The organism is Brevundimonas sp. (assembly GCF_046299535.1).
Taxonomy (GTDB): Bacteria; Pseudomonadota; Alphaproteobacteria; order Caulobacterales; family Caulobacteraceae; genus Brevundimonas.
Genome location: NZ_JBKBIB010000008.1, coordinates 71,327 through 90,273, shown reverse-complemented (window position 1 = coordinate 90,273; position 18,947 = coordinate 71,327). Strand labels below are relative to the sequence as shown.

The 18,947-nt window shown below is 64.4% G+C and carries 27 protein-coding genes and 2 tRNA genes; all 29 read right to left on the bottom strand.

Features of this window, described 5'->3' with window-relative positions; all coding sequences use genetic code 11:
* Complete coding sequence (locus tag ACK4FB_RS08125; RefSeq protein WP_409750329.1) at positions 1–273, bottom strand: hypothetical protein; 273 nt, start codon at positions 271–273, stop codon at positions 1–3.
* Positions 270–713 carry a DnaT-like ssDNA-binding protein gene (locus ACK4FB_RS08120; RefSeq protein WP_409750326.1) on the bottom strand — a complete coding sequence of 148 codons (444 nt, stop codon included), beginning with the start codon at positions 711–713 and terminating at the stop codon, positions 270–272. The genes ACK4FB_RS08125 and ACK4FB_RS08120 overlap by 4 nt, the downstream gene beginning before the upstream one ends.
* The gene (locus ACK4FB_RS08115; protein WP_409750323.1) at positions 701–1,651 is read right to left on the bottom strand and encodes a hypothetical protein; all 951 of its coding nucleotides are present in this window, start codon (positions 1,649–1,651) and stop codon (positions 701–703) included. The genes ACK4FB_RS08120 and ACK4FB_RS08115 overlap by 13 nt, the downstream gene beginning before the upstream one ends.
* Positions 1,638–1,886 carry a hypothetical protein gene (locus ACK4FB_RS08110; protein WP_409750320.1) on the bottom strand — a complete coding sequence of 83 codons (249 nt, stop codon included), beginning with the start codon at positions 1,884–1,886 and terminating at the stop codon, positions 1,638–1,640. Before ACK4FB_RS08110 ends, ACK4FB_RS08115 begins: the two co-directional genes overlap by 14 nt.
* Positions 1,886–2,323, bottom strand: a complete 438-nt coding sequence (locus ACK4FB_RS08105; protein WP_409750317.1) for a hypothetical protein — start codon at positions 2,321–2,323, stop codon at positions 1,886–1,888. The genes ACK4FB_RS08110 and ACK4FB_RS08105 overlap by 1 nt, the downstream gene beginning before the upstream one ends.
* Before the next feature lie 58 nt (positions 2,324–2,381).
* Positions 2,382–3,359: a major capsid protein gene (locus ACK4FB_RS08100; protein ID WP_409750314.1), complete on the bottom strand. Its 978-nt coding sequence runs from the start codon at positions 3,357–3,359 to the stop codon at positions 2,382–2,384.
* A gap of 89 nt (positions 3,360–3,448) precedes the next feature.
* The gene (locus tag ACK4FB_RS08095) at positions 3,449–4,261 is read right to left on the bottom strand and encodes a hypothetical protein (RefSeq protein ID WP_409750311.1); all 813 of its coding nucleotides are present in this window, start codon (positions 4,259–4,261) and stop codon (positions 3,449–3,451) included.
* Between the two features lie 80 nt (positions 4,262–4,341).
* Entirely contained in the window at positions 4,342–5,742 is a 1,401-nt protein-coding gene (locus tag ACK4FB_RS08090) for a DUF4055 domain-containing protein (RefSeq protein WP_409750308.1), read from the bottom strand.
* Positions 5,742–7,118 (bottom strand): phage terminase large subunit, encoded by a 1,377-nt coding sequence (terL, locus tag ACK4FB_RS08085; protein WP_409750305.1) that lies wholly within the window; start codon positions 7,116–7,118, stop codon positions 5,742–5,744. Before terL ends, ACK4FB_RS08090 begins: the two co-directional genes overlap by 1 nt.
* Entirely contained in the window at positions 7,105–7,491 is a 387-nt protein-coding gene (locus ACK4FB_RS08080; RefSeq protein WP_409750302.1) for a hypothetical protein, read from the bottom strand. The genes terL and ACK4FB_RS08080 overlap by 14 nt, the downstream gene beginning before the upstream one ends.
* 91 nt (positions 7,492–7,582) lie before the next feature.
* A complete protein-coding gene (locus ACK4FB_RS08075; RefSeq protein ID WP_409750299.1) occupies positions 7,583–8,059 on the bottom strand; it encodes a hypothetical protein in 477 nt (158 codons plus the stop codon).
* Between the two features lie 273 nt (positions 8,060–8,332).
* Positions 8,333–8,403, bottom strand: a tRNA-Val gene (locus ACK4FB_RS08070).
* A gap of 15 nt (positions 8,404–8,418) precedes the next feature.
* Positions 8,419–8,494, bottom strand: a tRNA-Thr gene (locus ACK4FB_RS08065).
* A 118-nt stretch (positions 8,495–8,612) separates the two neighbouring features.
* The gene (locus ACK4FB_RS08060) at positions 8,613–9,326 is read right to left on the bottom strand and encodes a hypothetical protein (RefSeq protein WP_409750296.1); all 714 of its coding nucleotides are present in this window, start codon (positions 9,324–9,326) and stop codon (positions 8,613–8,615) included.
* Between the two features lies 1 nt (position 9,327).
* Positions 9,328–9,813: a hypothetical protein gene (locus tag ACK4FB_RS08055; protein WP_409750293.1), complete on the bottom strand. Its 486-nt coding sequence runs from the start codon at positions 9,811–9,813 to the stop codon at positions 9,328–9,330.
* Positions 9,814–9,898: 85 nt separating this feature from the next.
* Positions 9,899–10,738 carry a DNA cytosine methyltransferase gene (locus ACK4FB_RS08050; RefSeq protein ID WP_409750290.1) on the bottom strand — a complete coding sequence of 280 codons (840 nt, stop codon included), beginning with the start codon at positions 10,736–10,738 and terminating at the stop codon, positions 9,899–9,901.
* A gap of 235 nt (positions 10,739–10,973) precedes the next feature.
* Complete coding sequence (locus ACK4FB_RS08045) at positions 10,974–11,195, bottom strand: hypothetical protein (protein WP_409750287.1); 222 nt, start codon at positions 11,193–11,195, stop codon at positions 10,974–10,976.
* A gap of 362 nt (positions 11,196–11,557) precedes the next feature.
* Positions 11,558–12,487 carry a hypothetical protein gene (locus tag ACK4FB_RS08040; RefSeq protein WP_409750284.1) on the bottom strand — a complete coding sequence of 310 codons (930 nt, stop codon included), beginning with the start codon at positions 12,485–12,487 and terminating at the stop codon, positions 11,558–11,560.
* Positions 12,484–14,058 (bottom strand): DEAD/DEAH box helicase, encoded by a 1,575-nt coding sequence (locus tag ACK4FB_RS08035; protein ID WP_409750281.1) that lies wholly within the window; start codon positions 14,056–14,058, stop codon positions 12,484–12,486. The genes ACK4FB_RS08040 and ACK4FB_RS08035 overlap by 4 nt, the downstream gene beginning before the upstream one ends.
* Positions 14,052–14,306 carry a hypothetical protein gene (locus ACK4FB_RS08030; protein ID WP_409750279.1) on the bottom strand — a complete coding sequence of 85 codons (255 nt, stop codon included), beginning with the start codon at positions 14,304–14,306 and terminating at the stop codon, positions 14,052–14,054. The genes ACK4FB_RS08035 and ACK4FB_RS08030 overlap by 7 nt, the downstream gene beginning before the upstream one ends.
* Positions 14,303–15,244 carry a ParB N-terminal domain-containing protein gene (locus ACK4FB_RS08025; RefSeq protein ID WP_409750276.1) on the bottom strand — a complete coding sequence of 314 codons (942 nt, stop codon included), beginning with the start codon at positions 15,242–15,244 and terminating at the stop codon, positions 14,303–14,305. Before ACK4FB_RS08025 ends, ACK4FB_RS08030 begins: the two co-directional genes overlap by 4 nt.
* Positions 15,241–15,474: a hypothetical protein gene (locus ACK4FB_RS08020; protein WP_409750273.1), complete on the bottom strand. Its 234-nt coding sequence runs from the start codon at positions 15,472–15,474 to the stop codon at positions 15,241–15,243. The genes ACK4FB_RS08025 and ACK4FB_RS08020 overlap by 4 nt, the downstream gene beginning before the upstream one ends.
* Positions 15,471–16,775 (bottom strand): DNA-methyltransferase, encoded by a 1,305-nt coding sequence (locus tag ACK4FB_RS08015; protein ID WP_409750270.1) that lies wholly within the window; start codon positions 16,773–16,775, stop codon positions 15,471–15,473. Before ACK4FB_RS08015 ends, ACK4FB_RS08020 begins: the two co-directional genes overlap by 4 nt.
* Positions 16,772–17,113 carry a hypothetical protein gene (locus ACK4FB_RS08010; RefSeq protein ID WP_409750267.1) on the bottom strand — a complete coding sequence of 114 codons (342 nt, stop codon included), beginning with the start codon at positions 17,111–17,113 and terminating at the stop codon, positions 16,772–16,774. Before ACK4FB_RS08010 ends, ACK4FB_RS08015 begins: the two co-directional genes overlap by 4 nt.
* Positions 17,110–17,763 carry a GcrA family cell cycle regulator gene (locus ACK4FB_RS08005; RefSeq protein WP_409750264.1) on the bottom strand — a complete coding sequence of 218 codons (654 nt, stop codon included), beginning with the start codon at positions 17,761–17,763 and terminating at the stop codon, positions 17,110–17,112. Before ACK4FB_RS08005 ends, ACK4FB_RS08010 begins: the two co-directional genes overlap by 4 nt.
* Complete coding sequence (locus ACK4FB_RS08000) at positions 17,760–17,915, bottom strand: hypothetical protein (protein WP_409750261.1); 156 nt, start codon at positions 17,913–17,915, stop codon at positions 17,760–17,762. Before ACK4FB_RS08000 ends, ACK4FB_RS08005 begins: the two co-directional genes overlap by 4 nt.
* Complete coding sequence (locus ACK4FB_RS07995) at positions 17,912–18,091, bottom strand: hypothetical protein (protein WP_409750258.1); 180 nt, start codon at positions 18,089–18,091, stop codon at positions 17,912–17,914. The genes ACK4FB_RS08000 and ACK4FB_RS07995 overlap by 4 nt, the downstream gene beginning before the upstream one ends.
* A complete protein-coding gene (locus tag ACK4FB_RS07990) occupies positions 18,088–18,432 on the bottom strand; it encodes a hypothetical protein (protein WP_409750255.1) in 345 nt (114 codons plus the stop codon). Before ACK4FB_RS07990 ends, ACK4FB_RS07995 begins: the two co-directional genes overlap by 4 nt.
* A complete protein-coding gene (locus ACK4FB_RS07985) occupies positions 18,432–18,863 on the bottom strand; it encodes a hypothetical protein (protein WP_409750252.1) in 432 nt (143 codons plus the stop codon). Before ACK4FB_RS07985 ends, ACK4FB_RS07990 begins: the two co-directional genes overlap by 1 nt.
* Positions 18,864–18,947 lie beyond the last annotated feature (84 nt).

Genomic DNA, 18,947 nt, shown 5'->3' with positions numbered 1-18,947 from the left:
TCAGTCGGGTTTCAGCGCCCGTGCGGCAAGCGCAGCCTGGGCCATAAGGTTGATGTAGGCTTCAAACAGGCCCCGCGCCGTCTCCCGGATGCGGTCCAGTTCCTCGGGCGGCCTGTCGTTGGTGATGCCTTCCATGAGCGCCTGAGCCGCACCGATCATGTCAATCAGCGTCTCCGTCGCCATTTCCATGGGCAGCTTGTGCGCGGTAAGGCGCGGATCGTCTGGGTCAACCCTCACGGGCAAGAGCATGCCACAGGTCAGCCCGATGGTCACGCCCGCCCCACTGCCACGACTGACGTTGCGCTCTTTTTCTTGACCAACCCTGAAAGAAGCCCGTCGATAATGCGCATTACCGGAAGCATGTCGTCAGGAGACTTCGGGTCGGCGTAGGTGATGCTGATCACGTCAACCCGGCGATTCAGCACCCTTTGGGCTGGCACATAGTCCGGCGCCAGACTGCCTGGCACGGCCAGTTCGCGTATGGCCGCTTCCGAGATGGCGAACCGCACCGGCTCGGGAACATCGTCGGGGCCAAAATCCACCAGCCACCGGCTGTTGAACTCGCCCGCCATCCAATCGGTCGCCCGGCGAATGGCTGCTTCCTTGGCGGTCGGCGGCTCGCTCGGGGCTGAAACCCATGACGCACGGCCACGGGAGGCCGCGTAGGCGTCGGCCTGCTCAACGGTAACGGAGTCGATGGTCAGGCTGAGCATGTAGCCCTCCTTTCCTGCGCTCCGCAGAAGGTGAATTCGGTGAACCCGTGCAGCCGGGCCAGCCTGATCGCGTGGTCGTCATTCTTTGCGATGCGATCCGCCGGGCGGGGCCAGTGCGCCGCCGCCTCGGGAGAAGTGATCACGAAATCAAACGGCCCGGTCTTCATAGCTTCCTGGGCATCATCCCAGACGGTCGGGGCGTAGCCCAGGATCAGCGCCCGGCCCCGTGGGGAGCGGTGATAGTGCTTTTCGACCCAGACATCCGTTCCCGCCTCGGCTACCTCCCACGGCTTCGGAGAGCCGGGGAAGAACATCAGGCGCTGACCGGGCTGGGGACGCCGCCACCAGACCACGCCATCTTCCTCGCTCCACGTCGCCTCATCGGGGCCGAGGACATGGCTGATCCACGCCTGATCGGAGCCCACATAAAGCGCCCCGGCCTCTCTCGCTCCCTCGGGCGTGAACCGGGTATAGACCTCGGGTCTGGCCCCCGCCGTCATCATCAGCATCGACCCATTGTAGGGCCGGGGGTTGTAGGTGCGTCCCTTCGGGCTGGCGTAGAGAACGATGTCCTCAGTCCGGGTGAACAGGTCGTCCAGATTGCCCGCGATCACCGAGTCCATGTCCATGCAGACGAACCGCTCCCCGAACACCTTCCCGGCGTCGGGCGCGAACATGGCGATGCGGCGGAGGCACTGTGGCTTTTCCGGCCCCCAGGTCGGTATCCTGACATCCGCGAAGTCCTGCGGAGGAGCGATGACCTCGACGCCCTCCAGTTCGTCCACCAGATCGGTCACGCAAGCGATCGTGTGCGGGATGGTCAGATTGCGGCGCAGCATGTCGCGCCAGATCAGAACGTGGTCCTTCGTGTAGAGCGTCCGCCCGCCGGGCTGGCCCCACCACCACGTCAGGATGCGGATCGGTTCAGTCGTCTGCATCCGGGTGGCCATCCTGTATCAGCGGGCCGGTGATACCCCGCGCCGCTTTGTGCTCCTGAGCCTTGGCCACGATCCGCTTGGCGAAATCAAAGGACTTGGCGCTGAGGGCTTTGATCCGCTCGGATGCTGCCTCGTCTTTCAGCGCGTCGGCTTCCCGCCATATCTCGCGCAGGGCTTGGCAGAGCGTGTCGCGCCCACTTTCGTGGTGCGGGTTGATCTCGTATTTGAAGGCCATCAGGTGAGGGCCGCGATTTCCTTTGCGATTTCCTTGCGGAGGCGCGGGGCTCCCCAGCGCTTGTCCACCGCAATCCCCTTGGCCTCGGCTTCCGCGCGAAGGGCCTCGATCTCATCGCCCTGCTGATCGGCAGGGAGCGAACCGCCCGGGTCACCGTCTCCGTCACGGTCCAGATTGGCAAGGCTGGCGTCATTGGCCTCGTTTGCGCCCTCGACCGTCGCAGGTTCGGGCTCGGGCGCGGCGGGCTCCGGATCAGCGACCACCTCCTGCACGATCTCGGCAGGCGGCGGGGCCAGTTCAACCGGCTCGCGCTCCACCAGACCAGAGTTGGCGATCTCAGATGCCTCCTCTGGTGACATGCCACGCTCAAGCGCCGCGAAGAAGCGAGCCCTGACGGCGCGGTCGTGGTCGTCCAGAACGGTGATGGGCTGGCGCATTATCTACCTCGAAATGAAGGCGGGGAGGCAGGACGAACCCACCTCCCCTGTTTCAGGCTTAGGAGCCCGCCGCGACGTTGCGGTGAACGAACCGGACGATGCGGATGTTCTTCGGCTCGTACGCGCGTTCCCAGTTGCCCGCCGTCGCCAGTTCAGCGTTGGACGGGGTGTCGGCGTCAGGGGTGCCGTCCCAGGCGATGCCGCGCGGGTGCAGGACGAAGTGGCGGCGAGACACCAGATATTCCTCACCGCCGCCGACCAGGGCGTTGCGCTCGACCTCCGTGGCGACCTTGGGGGTTCCTTCCCCGTAGCCGATGGAGCCTTCACCGAAGAGATAGGTCGTATAGACCCCATCGGTGACGGGCATCCCGTCGTCCACGATCACGCGCTTGCCCATGTAGAACGGGATCGCCTCGGCTCCCTCGAACTCGCGGATGAACTCGATCAGACCCTGCTTCTTCATCAGGCGGTAGGTCGCTGAGTGAACCGCGACGGCCGCCAGGCGGGTTTCGGCATCGCCCAGCTGGCCCAGCGCGTCGATGAATGCCTCGCCGTCGAACACAGCCGCACCGGCCGACAGGCCGGAGATGTTCAGCGTGTTCTTCGGAGGGGTTTCCGCAGCGAGCGAGCCCATCGCGCCATTGAGCGTGGAGATGAGCGCGGTTTGCCAGCGACGGTTCCACTTTTCGGCCACCAGGGTGGCGATGGCGTCCATGGGGTCGTCTCCGGCAAGAGCGCCGGCCAGATCCTTGGCGCCGTACACCAGAGCGCGAGCGTTCAGAACGGCCACGTCCTTGCCTGCCTCGATGTTGGCAACGGTCAGGTTGGTGTCGGTGGACAGAAGCTGGTCGTCACCGGCCAGGTCCTGCCAGAACGGCATTTGCACCTTGTCACCGCCCGAGCCGCCGAGGTTCAGATCAGCGACGGGGGCGACAATGCCGGAGCGGAAAAACGCCGACAGTTCAGCCGTGCGCTCGATCATGTAGGGAGTGAAAACTTCGGGGACGATCACGTCGCCCAGAACGGTAGCAGCCATGGGAATATCTCCTGTTGGTTGGCTGGTTTCAGTGTGAAATCAGCCGGCCACTGGCTGGCTGCGGGTAGGTGTGGACACTGCCCACGGTGTCAGGCGGCGAGAGGTGCGCTGGCCTGAATAGCTCGATCGAGCGAAGGGAATCCCGCAGCCTTGGCCATGCGTTCGGCCTTGGCGCGGTCTGCGTTCATGACGCGGCCCTGTTCGGTCTTGTTCCAGTTGGTCTTGGCGAAGGGATTGCCCTCCATCCGGCGACCGTCCGATCCTCGGCTGTCCAGCCCCGTGGGCTTGCCGACATATTCCTTGCCGTCGTCCGACCCGGCCCAATCCGACACGAACTTGGTCAGGCTGACCGGCCCCATGTCGGTATCGACCTCGGCAGAGAACTCGCCGTCGTCCTCGTGCATCTTGATCTTGCCGAGAGAGCGCAGATACGGGGCCAGCTTCTTCTTGTGCTTGGGATCGATGTTGGCTTCGTCCATCGCGCGGGAAAGCCCGTCCTCGATGGTCAGCTTTTCGATGGCGCCCTGGAGCTTGCCGATCTCGGCGTCCTTCTTGGCCACCGCGTCGGCGTGTTTTCGCTCCAGTTGCTCCCGGACACGCACAAGCTGCTCGTCAGTCTTGAGAGGCTCTTTGCCGTCCGCCTGGGCTTTCAAGGTCTCGTAGGCACTGGCGTCGAAATCGTCGGGCAGGCCGTCCAGCCGGGCCTTGGCGGCGTCATGCTCGGTCTGGAGAGCCGCCTTTTCCTGCCGGACCCGCTCAAGGGCTCGACGAAGGGCCTGGGCGTCAGGGTGATCCTTCACGCCCTCGATCTGGAGAACCCACTTTCCGTCAGTCTCGACGTAGTGGTCACGCACGGCTTCATCGACAGCATCGATGTCGGTAACAATTGATTGCAGGGCCACTGGCCGCTCCTTGGGGATGCGCGCCGCTCACTGAGGGCGCATGAAAAAGCCCGCGCGAGGCGGGCGGGGGTGGTTGATTTTCAGACCGCTTCGTCAGGGTCCAGCGGCGGCGGAAGGGCGGCTCGCGCATCCTCCGCACCGCTATCCTCGCGGTCGATCAGGGCCTGCTCCTGCTCCCATGTCCGGTCGGGGTTGGCGACACCGCCCTGTTGAAGGTTCTCGTAGGCCGTCTCGTAGGAGATCAGGGCCTTTTCCCAGAGCCCCATGATCGCGGCCATGCGCTCCGGGGTCATCTCGCGGTCAGCGAGGGTCGCGGGGGGCTTGACGATGATCTGAGCGATTTCCGCGTCAGACAGGCCGATCATCCGGCCAGCATAGCGAAGGGCCTTCTCCAGCCCGGCACAGCTGGCCTGCGCGATGCTGATCAGGGAGGCGGTCTCGGCAGAGAAGCGAAAGCGCTGGGCGACGCCGCTCTCAACGCCTTTGTCGCCGCTGTTGAAAAGCCGTGCCCCGGCGTTGGCCGCGTTCTGGGCTTCGTCCTGTATGGCCTTGCGGTGGGCCTCGATCCCGGTTCCGGCTGGCCCAACATACTTGGCGTTCGGCGGATTGCCGTCAGACCCGCCCTTCAGCGCCACCACGACCCCGGCTCCAACCGTATCGGGCGCGTCTCCGTTGATGACGAAGAGCGTCTCCTGCCCGGTCATGAACAGTTGCCAGCGGTAGTCCGCCGAAAGCTGATACATGGCCTTGGCGGAACGGGCGATGGCGATCAGCGGCGGCGTCTCCGGCTTGAGCGCCAGATCACGGGGGCCGATCACCACCAGCGGGATTTCGGCCAAGGTTTCGCGCCTTGCCGTGGTCGGCTGGGCCTCCTGCCCCTCGATCACGTTCCCGGCCTGGTCGTAGCGCCTGCCGACGTAGCGCCCTTCCTCCATCAAGAGGGCCAGATACTGCTTTTTCTCTTCCCAACTGAACCCGTCGCGGACTAACCCGGACTCGTCCAGCACGAACATGGTCCGGTCGTCAGACCAGTTGATCAGGCTCTCAGCTTGATAGCCGGCCAGCCAAGGAACCGAGCCCGTCGAGGGCGCATCGGTCAGAACGGCATAGCGGCCCGTGGTTAGCAGCTCGGCGGTGATGCGGCGGTGAAACGCCTCCAGCGGAAGCCCGTCAGCCGTGGCCCGCTCCCACATGCCCTCAAGGCCCGCAGGAAGGTCGATCTTGATCTCGGCCTGGTGGATGACGCCGACCATGGAAAGAACGGCTGGTGAGACAATCTCAGGGAACCCGGCGCGGGTCTTGTAGGCCGCATACATGGCCACCCCGCCGTCAGACTGGGATTTGAACCCACCCGGCTTTGGGAGATAGGTCTCGCCCGCGTCCTTTACGGCGCTTTCCCCCCATGCAGCGTCTCGCATAAGGGACCATTCCGGCGCGCGGGCGGTGTAGTCAGGATGCAGGTTCGCCACTGCTTCTGTCATCAGTAGAGCCCCCGCACGGCAGTGGTGGTCGTTTCAGGCTTGTCTTTGAGCGCCAGCACATTGAAGGCACGCGACGTGGAGTCTGCGTCGTCGTCATGGGCCGCGTCAGGGAAGCCCTCTAGGGCCGTGAACCAGTCTTCGTTCCAAGGCCCGCGAAGAACGTCCACGTTGCCCGCCTCGCACTGAGCTGAGAACGGGCCGAACCTGACTTCCTTGTCGCCGCTCTCTGGAGACTTCCGGGCCGTGTAACCCGCCAGCAACTTCACCAGATTGATCGCCTGCCACTTACCGGCCTGCGCGGGGTCTTGAGGAATGCTGATCTCGACGCCCTTGCCGTCCTGGCTGGCGGTGTTCTCAATCAGGGCCTCGATCTTGTGGGGCGTGTCCCTGTCTCTGACGTGGTGCAGAACAATGAACCGACCAGTGCGCTTGCATCGACCGATCTTCGTTCCTGCCGTCCAGTCGGGGTCGTTGTCGTCTGTCTTCGGCGTGCCCGCGATGTCCCAACCGCGCACGACATCCATCTCAGCAGGAGGCGCGTCCACGACCTTGCACCATGACCGCTTGAACAGCAGCCCCGCCGCCGCTCTGATCTTCCAGTTGCCGCCGAGAAGCCTTTCGCGCTCCACGCTCGGCAGGGCCATAAGGTTCGCCAGATAGCCGGGATCCGCTGCCATGAGCGCGGCATTGTCCGACAGTTTGGCAGGCACGAACGTCAGCGACTTCGGCGGAATGCCGGGGTGGAGCGCTTCAAGTTCTTCGGGGCTGTCACCCCAGACCAGTTTGTCATTGACCCTGACGAACCACCTCAGAACGCCAGCGCGATCAGGGATGGGCAGACCAGTCTCTTGATCGATCCACCAACTGATGAACTCAGCAACCCAACTATCAGCGTCCGGGTTGCAGGTGGCGCGGATGTAGGGCCGTACCCCGCTCATGGACCGGTTCCGGCTAACCATGTACCAGAACTGCTTCTGGCTGAAGTGCGTCAGCTCATCGAAACCGATGAATGGGATCTGCGAGCCCTGATAGTTCAAGACAGTCTTGTCATGCTCCAGGTGGGAAAACCCGATCCTCGACCCGGATGGGAACCGCCAGTCCAGCGTGTGCTGGATCGGCGTTGCCCCCAGGTGCGGGTAAAGCTTCTCGCTCTCATCCCAGAGCCCGCCCTCATTCCGAACCTGGACTGTCGTTCGCCGGAATATGACGCCGCCGAACTCGGCGTTAGCGCTGTGCCTGACGGGCTCCAGCAGAAGGGCGAATGTCTTACCGCCGCCCGCCGCGCCGCCGTAGATGGCAATGTCGGCCGCCGACGCGAGAAACCTTTCCTGTGGCCCCGGCTGCGGACGGATGACCTTCGGTTCAGCCCCGTCCATTATCCGGCAACTGGTAGATCACCGCACCGGGCGGCGTCATGCTGCCGTCACTGGACTGATGGTCGTATTCGTGGCGGTCGCGCCAGCCCTCCGGGTCCGCGTTCTTCAGCGCGAAAATGTGGCTTGTGACCTTGGGGCCGGTCTCGCCGGCCAGCAGCGTTTTCTCCAGGCAGCGGGTGCGTTTCGCCTGCCCTATTTTTACCGCTTCCGAAAATGAGGGGTGCTCATCCATCCAGACATTGATGGTGGAGCGGGCCACGCCGATCTCGCCAGCAAAGGCTGTCAGGCTGTAGCCTTGGCCCATGAACTCGATCACCTCGCCGCAATAGGCGTCGGAAAACTTACTCGGGCGGCCTATCGGCTTATTCGCCATGCGGCCTCCAATAGGTATCGCCCCGCCACTATCCGGCTGGGTTTTCAGGGTTCATCGTTTGGATGTTCGTCCGGTGGGCAGGGCGATGGGGCTACGCGACCAGCTTCAGATGGTGGTCGCGAGGATAGACCTCGGGAGCCTCGCTGCGGAGCGGGCCGGGCTGGGTGATACGGTCAGAGGCTTGACGCTGATAGCGGAGGCAGAACAGCCACAGGAAGCGGAGGGTCCAGCTTTCGCCGCCCATTGCGCCGGGTCCGCTACGGTGGAAGTGCCAGAGCATCGGACGATGCGGGCGAACATCGAGCGCCAATATCCACTGCCAGCAAAGCAGGTGCGGCCAGTGTCGGCAGGCCAGATTGACGGTTCGGGCGCAGCTTGTGCGCCTGAACAAGTGCAGGCCGGCGAACACGTTACGGCCTCGCATGGCGTCATCCCACGCATCGAAGGCGGCACATCGGGCCATCGTCTGCTCGTCTGCCGTGTAGGGGAACGGCAGGTGCGTGAAGGGCCGAAAGAACACAGTGAACAGGCAAGCGGACAGAGCCGCCAGCAAAAGCATGAACGTCATATCCGCCCTCCTGAATAAAGCTGGCGGCGGGCAACCGAGAAACACCAGTCCTAACCCGCCGCCGTGCCCGGTCACGAATGAGCCGGGGATGGTGTCGTGCGAGGCGGGGCTTGATACCCGCTCGGTGCGTGTCGCGCCGGGGTCAGTCCGGCTCGTTTCCAGTCGCCTTGCGACGATCCTGTTTCTGTCGCTACCGAACTACCACCAGTGCGTTTCCTTCAACGCCGCTCGCACGATCTCTGTGGCCCGAGGGCCGGTGGCTTCACAGTGAAAGGCCGCCTGCGGGATTTGAACCCACGACATCCGATCAGTGAACGGCGCTCTACCGGCTGAGCTAAGGCGGCGCTTCCACTGTGAACTGGTGCCGCAGCGAGGAATCGAACCCCGGACAATCCGCTTACAAGGCGGGCGCTCTTCCAACTGAGCTACGACGGCGAAACTCTCTCCCGATCCCCTCTAGCCCGTCTCCGCAGATCAGGACGTAGGGTGGATTGGTTGGCTGCACCGCGCTATGCGGGAGCATAGCGATTTGTCGCACCATTTCCTTCCCCGGTCAAGCGATAGCGTCCAACGCGGCGCGAAAGCTCAACATATGGCGAGCATGGCTTGATCCCTCGCCCGCGACCCGGTTCAGGGTGTGGCCCGCCCCGGCGATCTCGCGCAGGCACAGTAGGCGGCGGCCTTGCTCGTTGGCCTTGTCCGTGGAGTCCACCACCATGCGCTCAAGCCGGACCACCTCGCCCTTGGCTCTAGCGATGCGGTCATCCTGGGGCGCGGCCTGGCCCGGGCCGCCCGTGATGAAGTTCAGGCCCGATTTGACCGACTGGTTGGCCACCTCGAAGCTGGTGCGGTAGGAGCGGCCCGCCTGTCGCTGGGCATCCGTGATGCGCCCCGACACCCACAGGCTCTCCAGACCGTCCCGATTGCCCAGATGGATGCGACCGCGTGTGGCGGTGGCGGTGGAGACCGTGTGACTGGCCTCCGGGTCGCGAAGCGCCTCCAGCGCCAGCGTCTCGCTGATGTTCTCCGCGCGGCGGGCGCTCTCGACGCGCTGGCGCCTTTCGTGCTCCACCTTGGCCAGATCGGCAGTGCCCGCCGCGCGAACCGCCGGGTCGTTGGACCGCAGTTTGCGTTCCGCCTTGTTGATGCGCCTTAGCTGATCGCCAGTCAGGGCCTCCGGGTTGTAGTCGTTGGCCACCCTGCTGGCGTTGTCGTTGGCATGGCAGACGACGCGCGGGGTCGAGGGCTTGCGGTTGCGGCGGGCCATGTCAGACAGTCTCCGGGGTGGTGGGGGCGTTGTGTTCATTCCGCCCTTCGGGCTCCATACCCGTCTGTGGTGGGGCAATCGGGAGCGCTGAACCTGTCGGTTTGGCGGCCTGCTTCGCCCTGATCTTGAGGACGATTTCCGGCCGCATGATGCGCGCCAGCTCGTCATCGCCGCCCGCCTGCATGTCGAGGCCAGCCGCTTCGCAGAGCGCCGCCAGCGTGACCATGACCCCGCCGACTTCCTGATGCGGTTCGCCCTTGGGCCGATTGAAGACGTATTCGACCAAGGCGTGAGCGCGCTCTATGGGCCAGTCCAGCGACTGCGCCAGTTCCAGTGCCTCTTCGATAAAGCGGTCACACCGCTCTACCTTGTCCGCAGCGATCTCAGCGCCGAAGCACTCCATAAGCCACGGCAGAACGCGCGACTGGAAAGACTGGCCTCGCTGGGTATGGAGCGCGTCAGCGCGGAATGAACTAAGGCTGTCCATCAGGTGTTCTCCGGTTGGGGGTCAGGTTCTCTTTGTTCATTTTCCTTACGGAAAATATCCAGCGAGCGAGGGGGAACGGCGGGCGTCATGCGGCGGCCTTCCGGCTCACTTCGGCTTCCGCTGCGAGGATGGCGCGGCCGATTAGCTCGGGGATATGGGGGACTACGCTGTTACCGAACTGTCTCGCTGTCTGTGTGGCCAGCCCTCCGGGTAGCCCATCATCCACGCCGCGAAGCTGTGACAGCTTTTCGATCCAGGTTTCAGGCCAAGCGCGTTCAGGGTCGTATAGAGTCCGTCCCCACTGGTCGGTGAAGCGCCAACCCGATTGTAGTTCCCGTTCACAGTAATCGTTGGCAACAACCGCCGCAGCTTGGCCCGCGCGTGTGAACCGCCGTCCAAAAAATAGCTTGCTCCGCTGCTGCTCGAGCGGGCAACGGGCGTCGGTAGCAATGATCCAGACGCGCTCGCGCTCGTGCGGGGCACCAAGTCCGGCAGCGGGTATAACGTGCCACTCCGCATCATACCCGAGCGAGGCCAACTCTCCAAAAACGTGTCCTGCCCACCCGCCGCGCTCTCCAGTAAGGAGGTCTGCGGAGTTTTCCATGATTGCGTATCTTGGTCGAAGGTCGCCCATGAGGCGGATGATTTCAGAAAAGAGGCCAGTTCTTTCGCCATGAATGCCGGCCTTCCTGCCTGCCGTTGAAATGTCCTGACAGGGAAACCCTGCCGAAATAAGGTCAACCGCTCCTACGTCTTTAGCGCGAAGCGTACTCACGTCCTCAAAGATAGGAACGCCGGGCCACGCGAGGGCCAGATCGGCTCTTCGGGCGGGGTCGATCTCGCAGAACGCCACCGTCTCGAAACCGGCGCGCTCCAGACCGAGGGAGAAGCCGCCGATGCCGCTGAACAGGTCCAGAACCTTCATGCGGAACCTCCGAAAAGGTCAGGCTGTGCGTAGCTTTCGCAGAGCGCGGCCCTTGCCTCGGCAGCTTGCGCCCATTGATCGAGAAGCGCGGCGAACGCGGGGTGCGACATGCGTCGGGTCTCCGCTTCGGAACGATAGACGCCGACCGTATGGCGGTGCGACGCCGGTTCCCGATCAGCGACGTTGTGAGCGGCGCCCGGCTGGGTATGAGGCGAAGCCGAATGAGCCAAAGTCTTCACCCCACTCCCCTTTTCGATTGAATAGCGGTGTCGTTGGCGGGGGAGAGGCACATGTCGGCGTCAAGCAACGACGCGGCGGCCTCCCGCAGATGGCGCGCGGCGGGGTGCTTCTTCGGGAGCATTTCAGCCTGGTGGATCAGGCCATCGGCTAGGACGCGGTAGGTAAAATCGTTCGCCGGGATCATGTCTCGCGCCCTGAGTGTCTGTTTCAGATTCATCCTGTAGTTCCTGAGTCTATACTGATTTGCTGGCTGGAAAGGGCTGTTGTCCGGGCATAGGACGACTAGCCCCCAGCGATTATCTCGCTGACGGCTAGTCCCTATACCCGTGACGATCTTGCTGGCCGGAGCCGGGCCGCCGCCTTGGGCCGGTGTGGTGGGGTCGCATCCCCCGCACCGTTGAGAGCTACTATGTCGGCGCCATTGCGACGCGCCGGGAACCGCGCTTCTCTCTTTCGGACTGCGCTTGCCCTGGTTCCTGCCCCACGGTGGGCCTTCCCATTTCCGCCGCCGCCGTCTCTCATCGAAACCGACCAACCAGAATGGACCCCCTCTCTTTGAGCGTGAGGGGGATGCTCTATTCATCCCATAGCCTCCCTCAGGTGCAGCGCTACGGCCCGAAGGCCCTCACGCTGGTGAAGGTCGTTGAAGTCCTCTCCCGCGACCTTCGGCATGGTCCACTTCCGACCGGATCGGCGGGCGTAGAATTCCCCCGCGCCAAGTCCCTCCAGAGCCTCGACGGGCTTGTCGTGGTCCGCTGCGATGCGTGACCCAGCGATGGCTTCCGCCACTTGCCCGACGTTAGACGCAGAGAAGGCCGACAGGACCGTCACAGACGCCCCCAGAAGCCGCAGGGCGGCCCTCACGGTCATGGCCGTGCCGATGCCCTCGCAGACCCATGTATCGCGCCCTGTGGCGATCCTGTGGGATGCGCCAGACATGACGCCGCGAAGGATGTTCTTCTTTGCCCCGTCCGGGGTGATGAACTGAATGGTGGTGATCGTCTTGCCGACACGGCCGGGAACGATCAGGAACGGCCCCTCGCCCTCGGGCATGGCCTTGGCCAGAAGATCCCCGAACCGGCCACGCGGGAAATGCTCGCGTGGGTCGTCGCAGACCAGCCCCAACTCATCAGGGAAGCCCTTCTTCTCCAGATAGGGATGCACCTCAGACCGGCAGGCCCGCACGATGTCGGCACAGACGCGCTCGACCTGTCGGCGTTCCTTTTCCCGTTCAGCTTCGCGGGCCTTGCGCTTCGCCTCCATCCTCGGGTCAACCGGGGCGTTGTCATTGGCCCCGTCGATCCTGAACCGCTGGTTCCGGGCCGTCTGGTGGTTCCAGACCATGCCGCCGCGCTCGTCATCAAAGATCAGGACCGCGCCGTCGCCCTTGCCGTTCTTGCCGAGAGTGTTCGTCCGGACCCACTGGCCCGGCTTGACGTGATGGTTCGGCGGCTGGATGCCGACTACTGCGCAGGCGTCGTGCAGCGCCTCGGCAAGGGTGCGCGTCATGCGGCCCTCCGCATGTTGGTCTGCTTCCTGAAACGACGAACCTCTCGCTCGATCAGAGCGTAGGCGTTAGGGTCAACGATGGCGGGGACCGGCATGTCGAACCAGCCGAAGGCGGGCTTCGATCCGGGGTAGATTCCGCAGTATACGGCGTAGGCTCGCTTTCGAGCTGCTTCCTCACCTCGCGCGCCGTTGTAAACACTGTAGTGAAGGGCCGCTTCCCAGACCTTGCGCGGGTGCTTCAAGCACTCCGCCCGGAGCCCCGCTCTTGCCTCTATGCCAAGAGCCGAAGGATCGAACTCCCGAAGCTCTCCTTCAACGGCGTGGATGTGTGATCGGGCCGGGCGCTCCCATCCGCAGGACATGCAGGTGTTGCCGCGCAACCCGCCAGAGCATTCCGGGCAGACCACCTTCTCGCGGACCTGTTCGTTGCGCTCGCGGGCCGCGCTGTCGCGCTTCTCGGCCTTGTCCATTTCGCCGGGGCCGTTCTCCCACACGTCGTACATGTCCAGGGCGAACCGCTCAAAGTTGCCTGAGTGATCAAGCCACAGGGCTTTCTTGTCCTCACCAGGGATGGTCCGCATCACGCGGCCGATCTCCTGAATGTGGCTGGAGAGACTCTTGCGATAGGGCTTGCAGCTGATGCCGATCCGCACGTCCGGAACGTCGAAGCCCTTTGTCAGGACGCCGCAGGAAACGAGGCCGTGAATGATGCTGTCGGGGCGTCGGAACTCTGCAATTTTCTGGGCGCGGGCGTCATCGTCCCTGTCCAGGTAGCTGATCTGCTGGAAGTTGTACCCGGCGGCCGAGAAGGCGGCGCAAAGCTCGCGGCCATGCTCCACCGTGGGGCTGAAAACGATGGTCTTGGCGGGGCCGCCGAAATGCTCCTGGGTCTTGGCCTCCCACTCCTTCACCACGTCCCCGACGATCTTGATGCCTGCCGATGCGGCGCTCTCGTCGCTGAACTCTCCGAAGCTGTTCTTGCTGAACTCCGCTTCATCCGGGCTCTTGGCGATGTAGATTTTCGGCTCGATCAGATAGCCTTCGCTGATCAGTTGGCGCGTCGGGATGACGTTGACCATGCCATCCCAATGCTGGCCCATGCCCTTCGTGAACGGCGTAGCGGTCAGGCCCACCTTCACCGCGCAGGGATAGCGCTTCATCAGGTTCAGCGTGGCCTCATACTGACAGTGGGCCTCGTCAACGATGATCAGGTCCGGCTCTCTGGGCAGGCCGCGCCGGGCCAGCGTCTGGGCAGAGCAAATCTGCACATGCTCGCGCGGCGACCAGCGGCGGTTGATGCCCTGGATCACGCCATGCTCGACGCCGTACTCGTCCATGACCTCGCTGGTCTGGTTCACCAGCGCCACGCGGTCCACGATGAACAGGGCGTAGCTGGCCTTTCGGCTGGCCTCCCTCAGTAGATGGGCTGCACAGATGGTCTTGCCCGCCCCGGTGCCCGCGCACAGAATCAGGCGGCGGCGGCCCTCCCGGATATTGGCGCGCAGGGCGTCAATCGCGTTCGACTGATAGTCCCGCAGGACGATCTCTTTCGGGTCAACGAGGCTCAGCATTGCGCGACCTCGCCGTAAGCGTCGCGCTCCGCATCGGCCCGAATCTGCCCGCCGTCATATTCGCGGATGGCGGCGCGCTCCTGCCAATCCCAGAAGGGCGGCCAAGCCTCGGCGCAGACCTCGGACCAGCGGGCCTTTACCCACGCCACAGCCTCTTGCGACAGCCGTCCGCGCTTGAAGGCGAAGCGCCATTCCTGCCGGGTCACATCGCCGCCGTTGGCCCGGATGCGTGAAAGGATCGAGGTCATGCCGGGACGACCTCCATGTCCTCAAGTTCCTTGACCCGCGCCTCGGCCTTCTTCGCCCTGAACTCCATGCGCTTCACCTGCGCCTGGTATTCGTTCATCCGGCCGGTGACGGTATCGAGCCGCCGCTGTGCATTGCCGAGGGCGCGGCCCAGGTCGGAGGACGTGGCCTCTTTCCACTTCGCCTTGAAGTCGTCGCGCTCGCGGGTGACTTCCTCGATCCTGGCCTTGGCGTCGTCTAGGTCGGCGCGAAGGCCGATGATCTCGTCAATCATGCCGTCCTGCGACAGCCGCGCGATCTCGCGCCGGGCCTTGGTCTCTGGGTCGTCCTTGGCGGAATCTGGCGCTGTTTGGATAGGTTCGGCGGTTCCGGCGCGGTCAGGTTCGGGCGCCGGACGATCCGTCGCCTTCCCCGCAGATGACGTGCCGATGTTGGCGGTCTGCATTGTCGCGGTCGTGCCGTGCTTCGTGGTATAGGTGCGCTCCTGGCTCACTGTGTCCGGGACACAGTGAGCTTTACGAACGTCACCAACGAAGCGATTTCCAACCCCGCACTGTCGCCCGATCTCCCGATCCGACCATGCAGCCCACTCGGGATCATTCAGCAGCGTCATCACTGCCCGGCGCTTATCGTCATTGGTCCGGCGCAGCCCGTGCGCGGCATTGGCGCCGACGCTGAACAGGATGGCATCGCGCTGCGTCCCCTGCCGCACGTCAGCGGGAACGTCGTAGACCTGGGCCAGTGAGTAGGCTTCATACCGATGGAAGCCATCCGCCAGCCAGTAGGCCGAACCGTCGAAGAACACGACGATGGGCGGGAACTCGGCCCCGTCTTTCATGGCCTCGGCGTAGTCGGACACCACGCCCCGGTCGATTGATGCGCGAGACTGTGTGCCTCCGTTCACGCGCACGTCTGCGATATTGATGGTCTGTGCGCTCATAGAGAATTCTCCAGTTCATCGGCCAATCCGCGCAATGCCGCGATGACTTCGGGCCTGGGGTTGAGGGCCATGGCGTTGAGGCCAGCAGCACGGATGATGCGCTTGGCCACTCGGGCCTGTTCGTGGAGATCAGGACCGCCGATGGTGGCGTGGATCAGGGCCACGCGCCGGGCTATGTCCAGATACTCGCTGGCGGTGTCGGGCTGGGGGGCTGTGAAGGGGGCGTTCATGCTGCACTCTCCCCACGCTCATCATTGGCGGCGAAGAGCGGCGTGTCGGCTCCCTCGACGTGCTTCAGACGGCGGTGAATGTCCGCCACGTATTGAGCCTCGCGCTCGATCAGGACGCAGTCGAAGCCTTCGCGCAGGCAGGCCATGCCGGTCGAACCGGAGCCCGCGAAGGGGTCCAGCACGACGCCGCCCGGCTGCGTCACCAGACGGCAGAGGTAAGCCATCAGGTCGATAGGCTTCACGGTCGGGTGCTTCGATCCGCAGCGGTCGGCGGCGTCGGCCTTGGCGCTGTAAAAGAACCTGGCGGCGGAGCCGCTGTCGCCAAAGCCACTTCCCTCGGTCATGTGGAAATCGAGACCGCGCGTGTGGCTATCGCCCTTCGCCCGAACCGGGCTCGATGGAGAATTGGGAGGGAAAGCCGCCACCACTTCCTCGCTGCTGTCATGGATGACGTTGGCGGGCCAGCGGCCATTGCTGTGGCCGGATGATGTGAATCCACCCGCCGTCCCGTAAATACCTCCAGACGCGGACCCGAGGCTGACGTTGTTCTTCCGCTCGCCAGTCGGCTCTCCCGCGATCCGACACCCGTCGATGTTCAGCGCCCCCGTGCCGTGCGCCAGCACATTGGCCGCGACGGTTCCGGCGAGGGGCTTGCGGGCGAGGACGATGGGCTCCAGCGCGGGCTTGAGGGCGGTTCCCCAGCCTTCCCAAGCCGCCGAGGCCGCCGAGGCCGCCGAGGCCGCCGAGGCCGCCGAGGCCGCCGAAGTGATGACGGAGCCGGGTTCGGATGACAAGCCAACGCTGTTGACGCCCCCGGACCCGTTCGGCTTGCGGGAAGCGAAGGGGCTATCTCCGACGATGGGCCGGGCATCGCCGTTCTTGCGGTCGATTCCCTTGCTCACGTCGTGCGACTTGGGAAAGCCTGACCCATAGAGCCAAGCGATCATGTCCCGCATCTCGAAGCCCGCATCTTCGATAGCGCAGGCGAGGCGGTGATAGGTGCGAGTCCCGGAGAAGGCGATCAGGTGGCCGCCGGGCTTCAGGACGCGCTTGACCTCGACCCAGAACGCGGGGTCAAAGGCCGTCTCGCCCGTGTCCCACTTCTGGCCCATGAAACCAGCGGAGGCGCGAGCATATGCCCCACTCTTACCGGACTTGGCCGGGGCCGCGTTCTCCGCTCCGAACCGCTTGCCGATGCTGACCAGCGCATAGGGCGGGTCACAGACGACGGAGTCGACCGATGCATCAGCGAAGCCCTTCAAGACCTCGCGGCTGTCGCCATGGTGGACGGTGACGCTCATTCCCCCTCCCCCTCATTCGCGGCCCGCGTGAACATTTGCTCCGCCCTTGCCTTGGCGATCTTGTTGGGCAGGATGCCCTTTCCTGCCTCATAGGCTTGGCTGGAGAGGAAGGCGGCGGCTCCGGGGGCGTCGATAAGCGCCATCAGGTCTTCGCGGGCGTGGCGGATCAGGTGCTTGGCGAAGGCTGTCTGCTCGTTGTCGTTCAGGCCGATGAAGGCCGATGCCTGGGTCCGGGCATGGTCCGCGATGATGCGGTCACGCTCGCCACGGACTTCCCTCGCCCTTGCCGCGTCGATCTTACCGGCGGCTTGTTCCTGTATGGTGGAGGCTCGGGTCATGCGGCAAAGCGCCGGATTAGGCGCGTCATGTCACGCTGGGTGAACGTGTCGCCGGAGGTGCCGAGGCGGCGATGCGCGGGGCAGTAGCTTCCCTCCGCCGTCTTGCCGCAACACAGTTGGTTCGCCGGCCGATCAGGAATGCCGACCGGCCACGCGCACATGCCCGCCTTGCGAGACATCAGGGGCACGGCATCGGTCGCGTCAGCGAAGGCGGCCACGCGATCAGCAGCGGCCCGGCCCTCGCTGCGGAACCTGACTCGGTTGGCTTCGGCCACCTCGGGTGTGTGCCTGCTGGGGCGATGCTCGCGCTTCAAGCCGAGGTATTTGATCCGACGCGAAACGGCCCACGGCGAGCGGTCCATCATCGCTGAGATGGTGAGGTTCGCGCGGTGATCGTTGAACAGTCTCCGCAAGGTCGCGTCTTCGTCAGGCGTCCAGTCGGCTTTCGCGGGTCTGACAACGACCCCACGCCCCGGCTTCGTGGGAAGGTCGCGGACCAGCCCCAAGCGGTGTATCTTGCCGATGATCGCGTTTCGTGTCGCGCCGCCTCCGATGGCTTGGGCCACCTGACCGGCGGATTTGCCCGCCATCCACAAGCTCTCAAGCAAGGCGATGCGCTCGCTGGTCCAGAACCGCTCGACGTTGCTCATTGCACCACCCCGTCTTTCACGGTGATGGACTGGCCTTCTCTCAGCTCACGGTCTGAAATGGCTGATCCGGTAATGGCGCCGGGCATCCGATAGACCACCAGGAACCGATCATCACGGCGGCGGGTGCAGGTCAGGACGGTGCATTTCGTCATCCCCGTCCTCCCGCCAGCGCGGCGTGAACGAAGGACTGCCGGGCCGCTATCAGGTGGTTCACCGGCTTGTGCTTGCGCCGGGCCGTGGCGATCTGGCGGTCAATGGGGCGGGTGAAGCGGCGGAGGCGCCAGCGGGTGAAGGCGTAGCGCGCGGCCAAGGGAAGGAAGCGGGTCATTGCACACGCTCCTTCACAGGGGCGCGCTTGACCTTCGGCTCCTCGTAATCAGTGGCGGTTTCCAGCCATGCGGAAAGATCGCGGCGCTGGACCTTGCGGAAATAACTCGGGTGGAAATGGCCGTCACGGTGAACCGAGCCCGGACGCTGTGCGTAGATGCCCACGAGCTTGACGCCGCACTTCTCGCCGTCATCGAACGCAATCGGGTTTCCAAATTCATCGTGAACGAGCGACACTTCCCTGACGACGTGAACCTGCCCGACGCTGATGAAGCAGCCAGAAACCTCTCCGACTGCCACCACCACCACCTCATCCCCCGGCTTGAAGTCGCAGTAAGCCATCACGCCCTCCCCAGCTTGGTGACGTTGGAATCCTCGTTGGCGGCGACGGCGTGGCACTCGCGGGCTTCGCTTTTCAGGTTGGCGATGCCGTTGAGGAAGGCGTCGAGAGCGCCGGGGCGACCGGCCTTGAGATCGTCAGCGAGAGGCAGCAACGCCGCCGCCGACTGCACCACGTCGTGCGTTTCCTTCACCGGGCAACCGCCCATCGGGGCATAGGGCCGGGCCGCTGCCAGTTCGCGGGAATAGATCGGCTCGCCGCAGTAGGCTTCCAGGTCCGCGATCACGTCGGCGGGCATGGTGGTGCTGATCTGGGGGAGCTGGTAGTCTGACAGGCTGGACTTGCCGACGCGGCAGTTGTGCGCGGCTTCGTCCAGTCCGCCACAGGCGTCGATCAGGTCGCGGGCCAGCTTGGCGTGTCGTTTCGGGTTCATGCGAGCACCTTTTGTTCTTGGTGGCGTTCCAGATGACCCCTCCCCCCTCGCCCCGTATGTTCGGGCTTATGGAAGGAAGGGAAA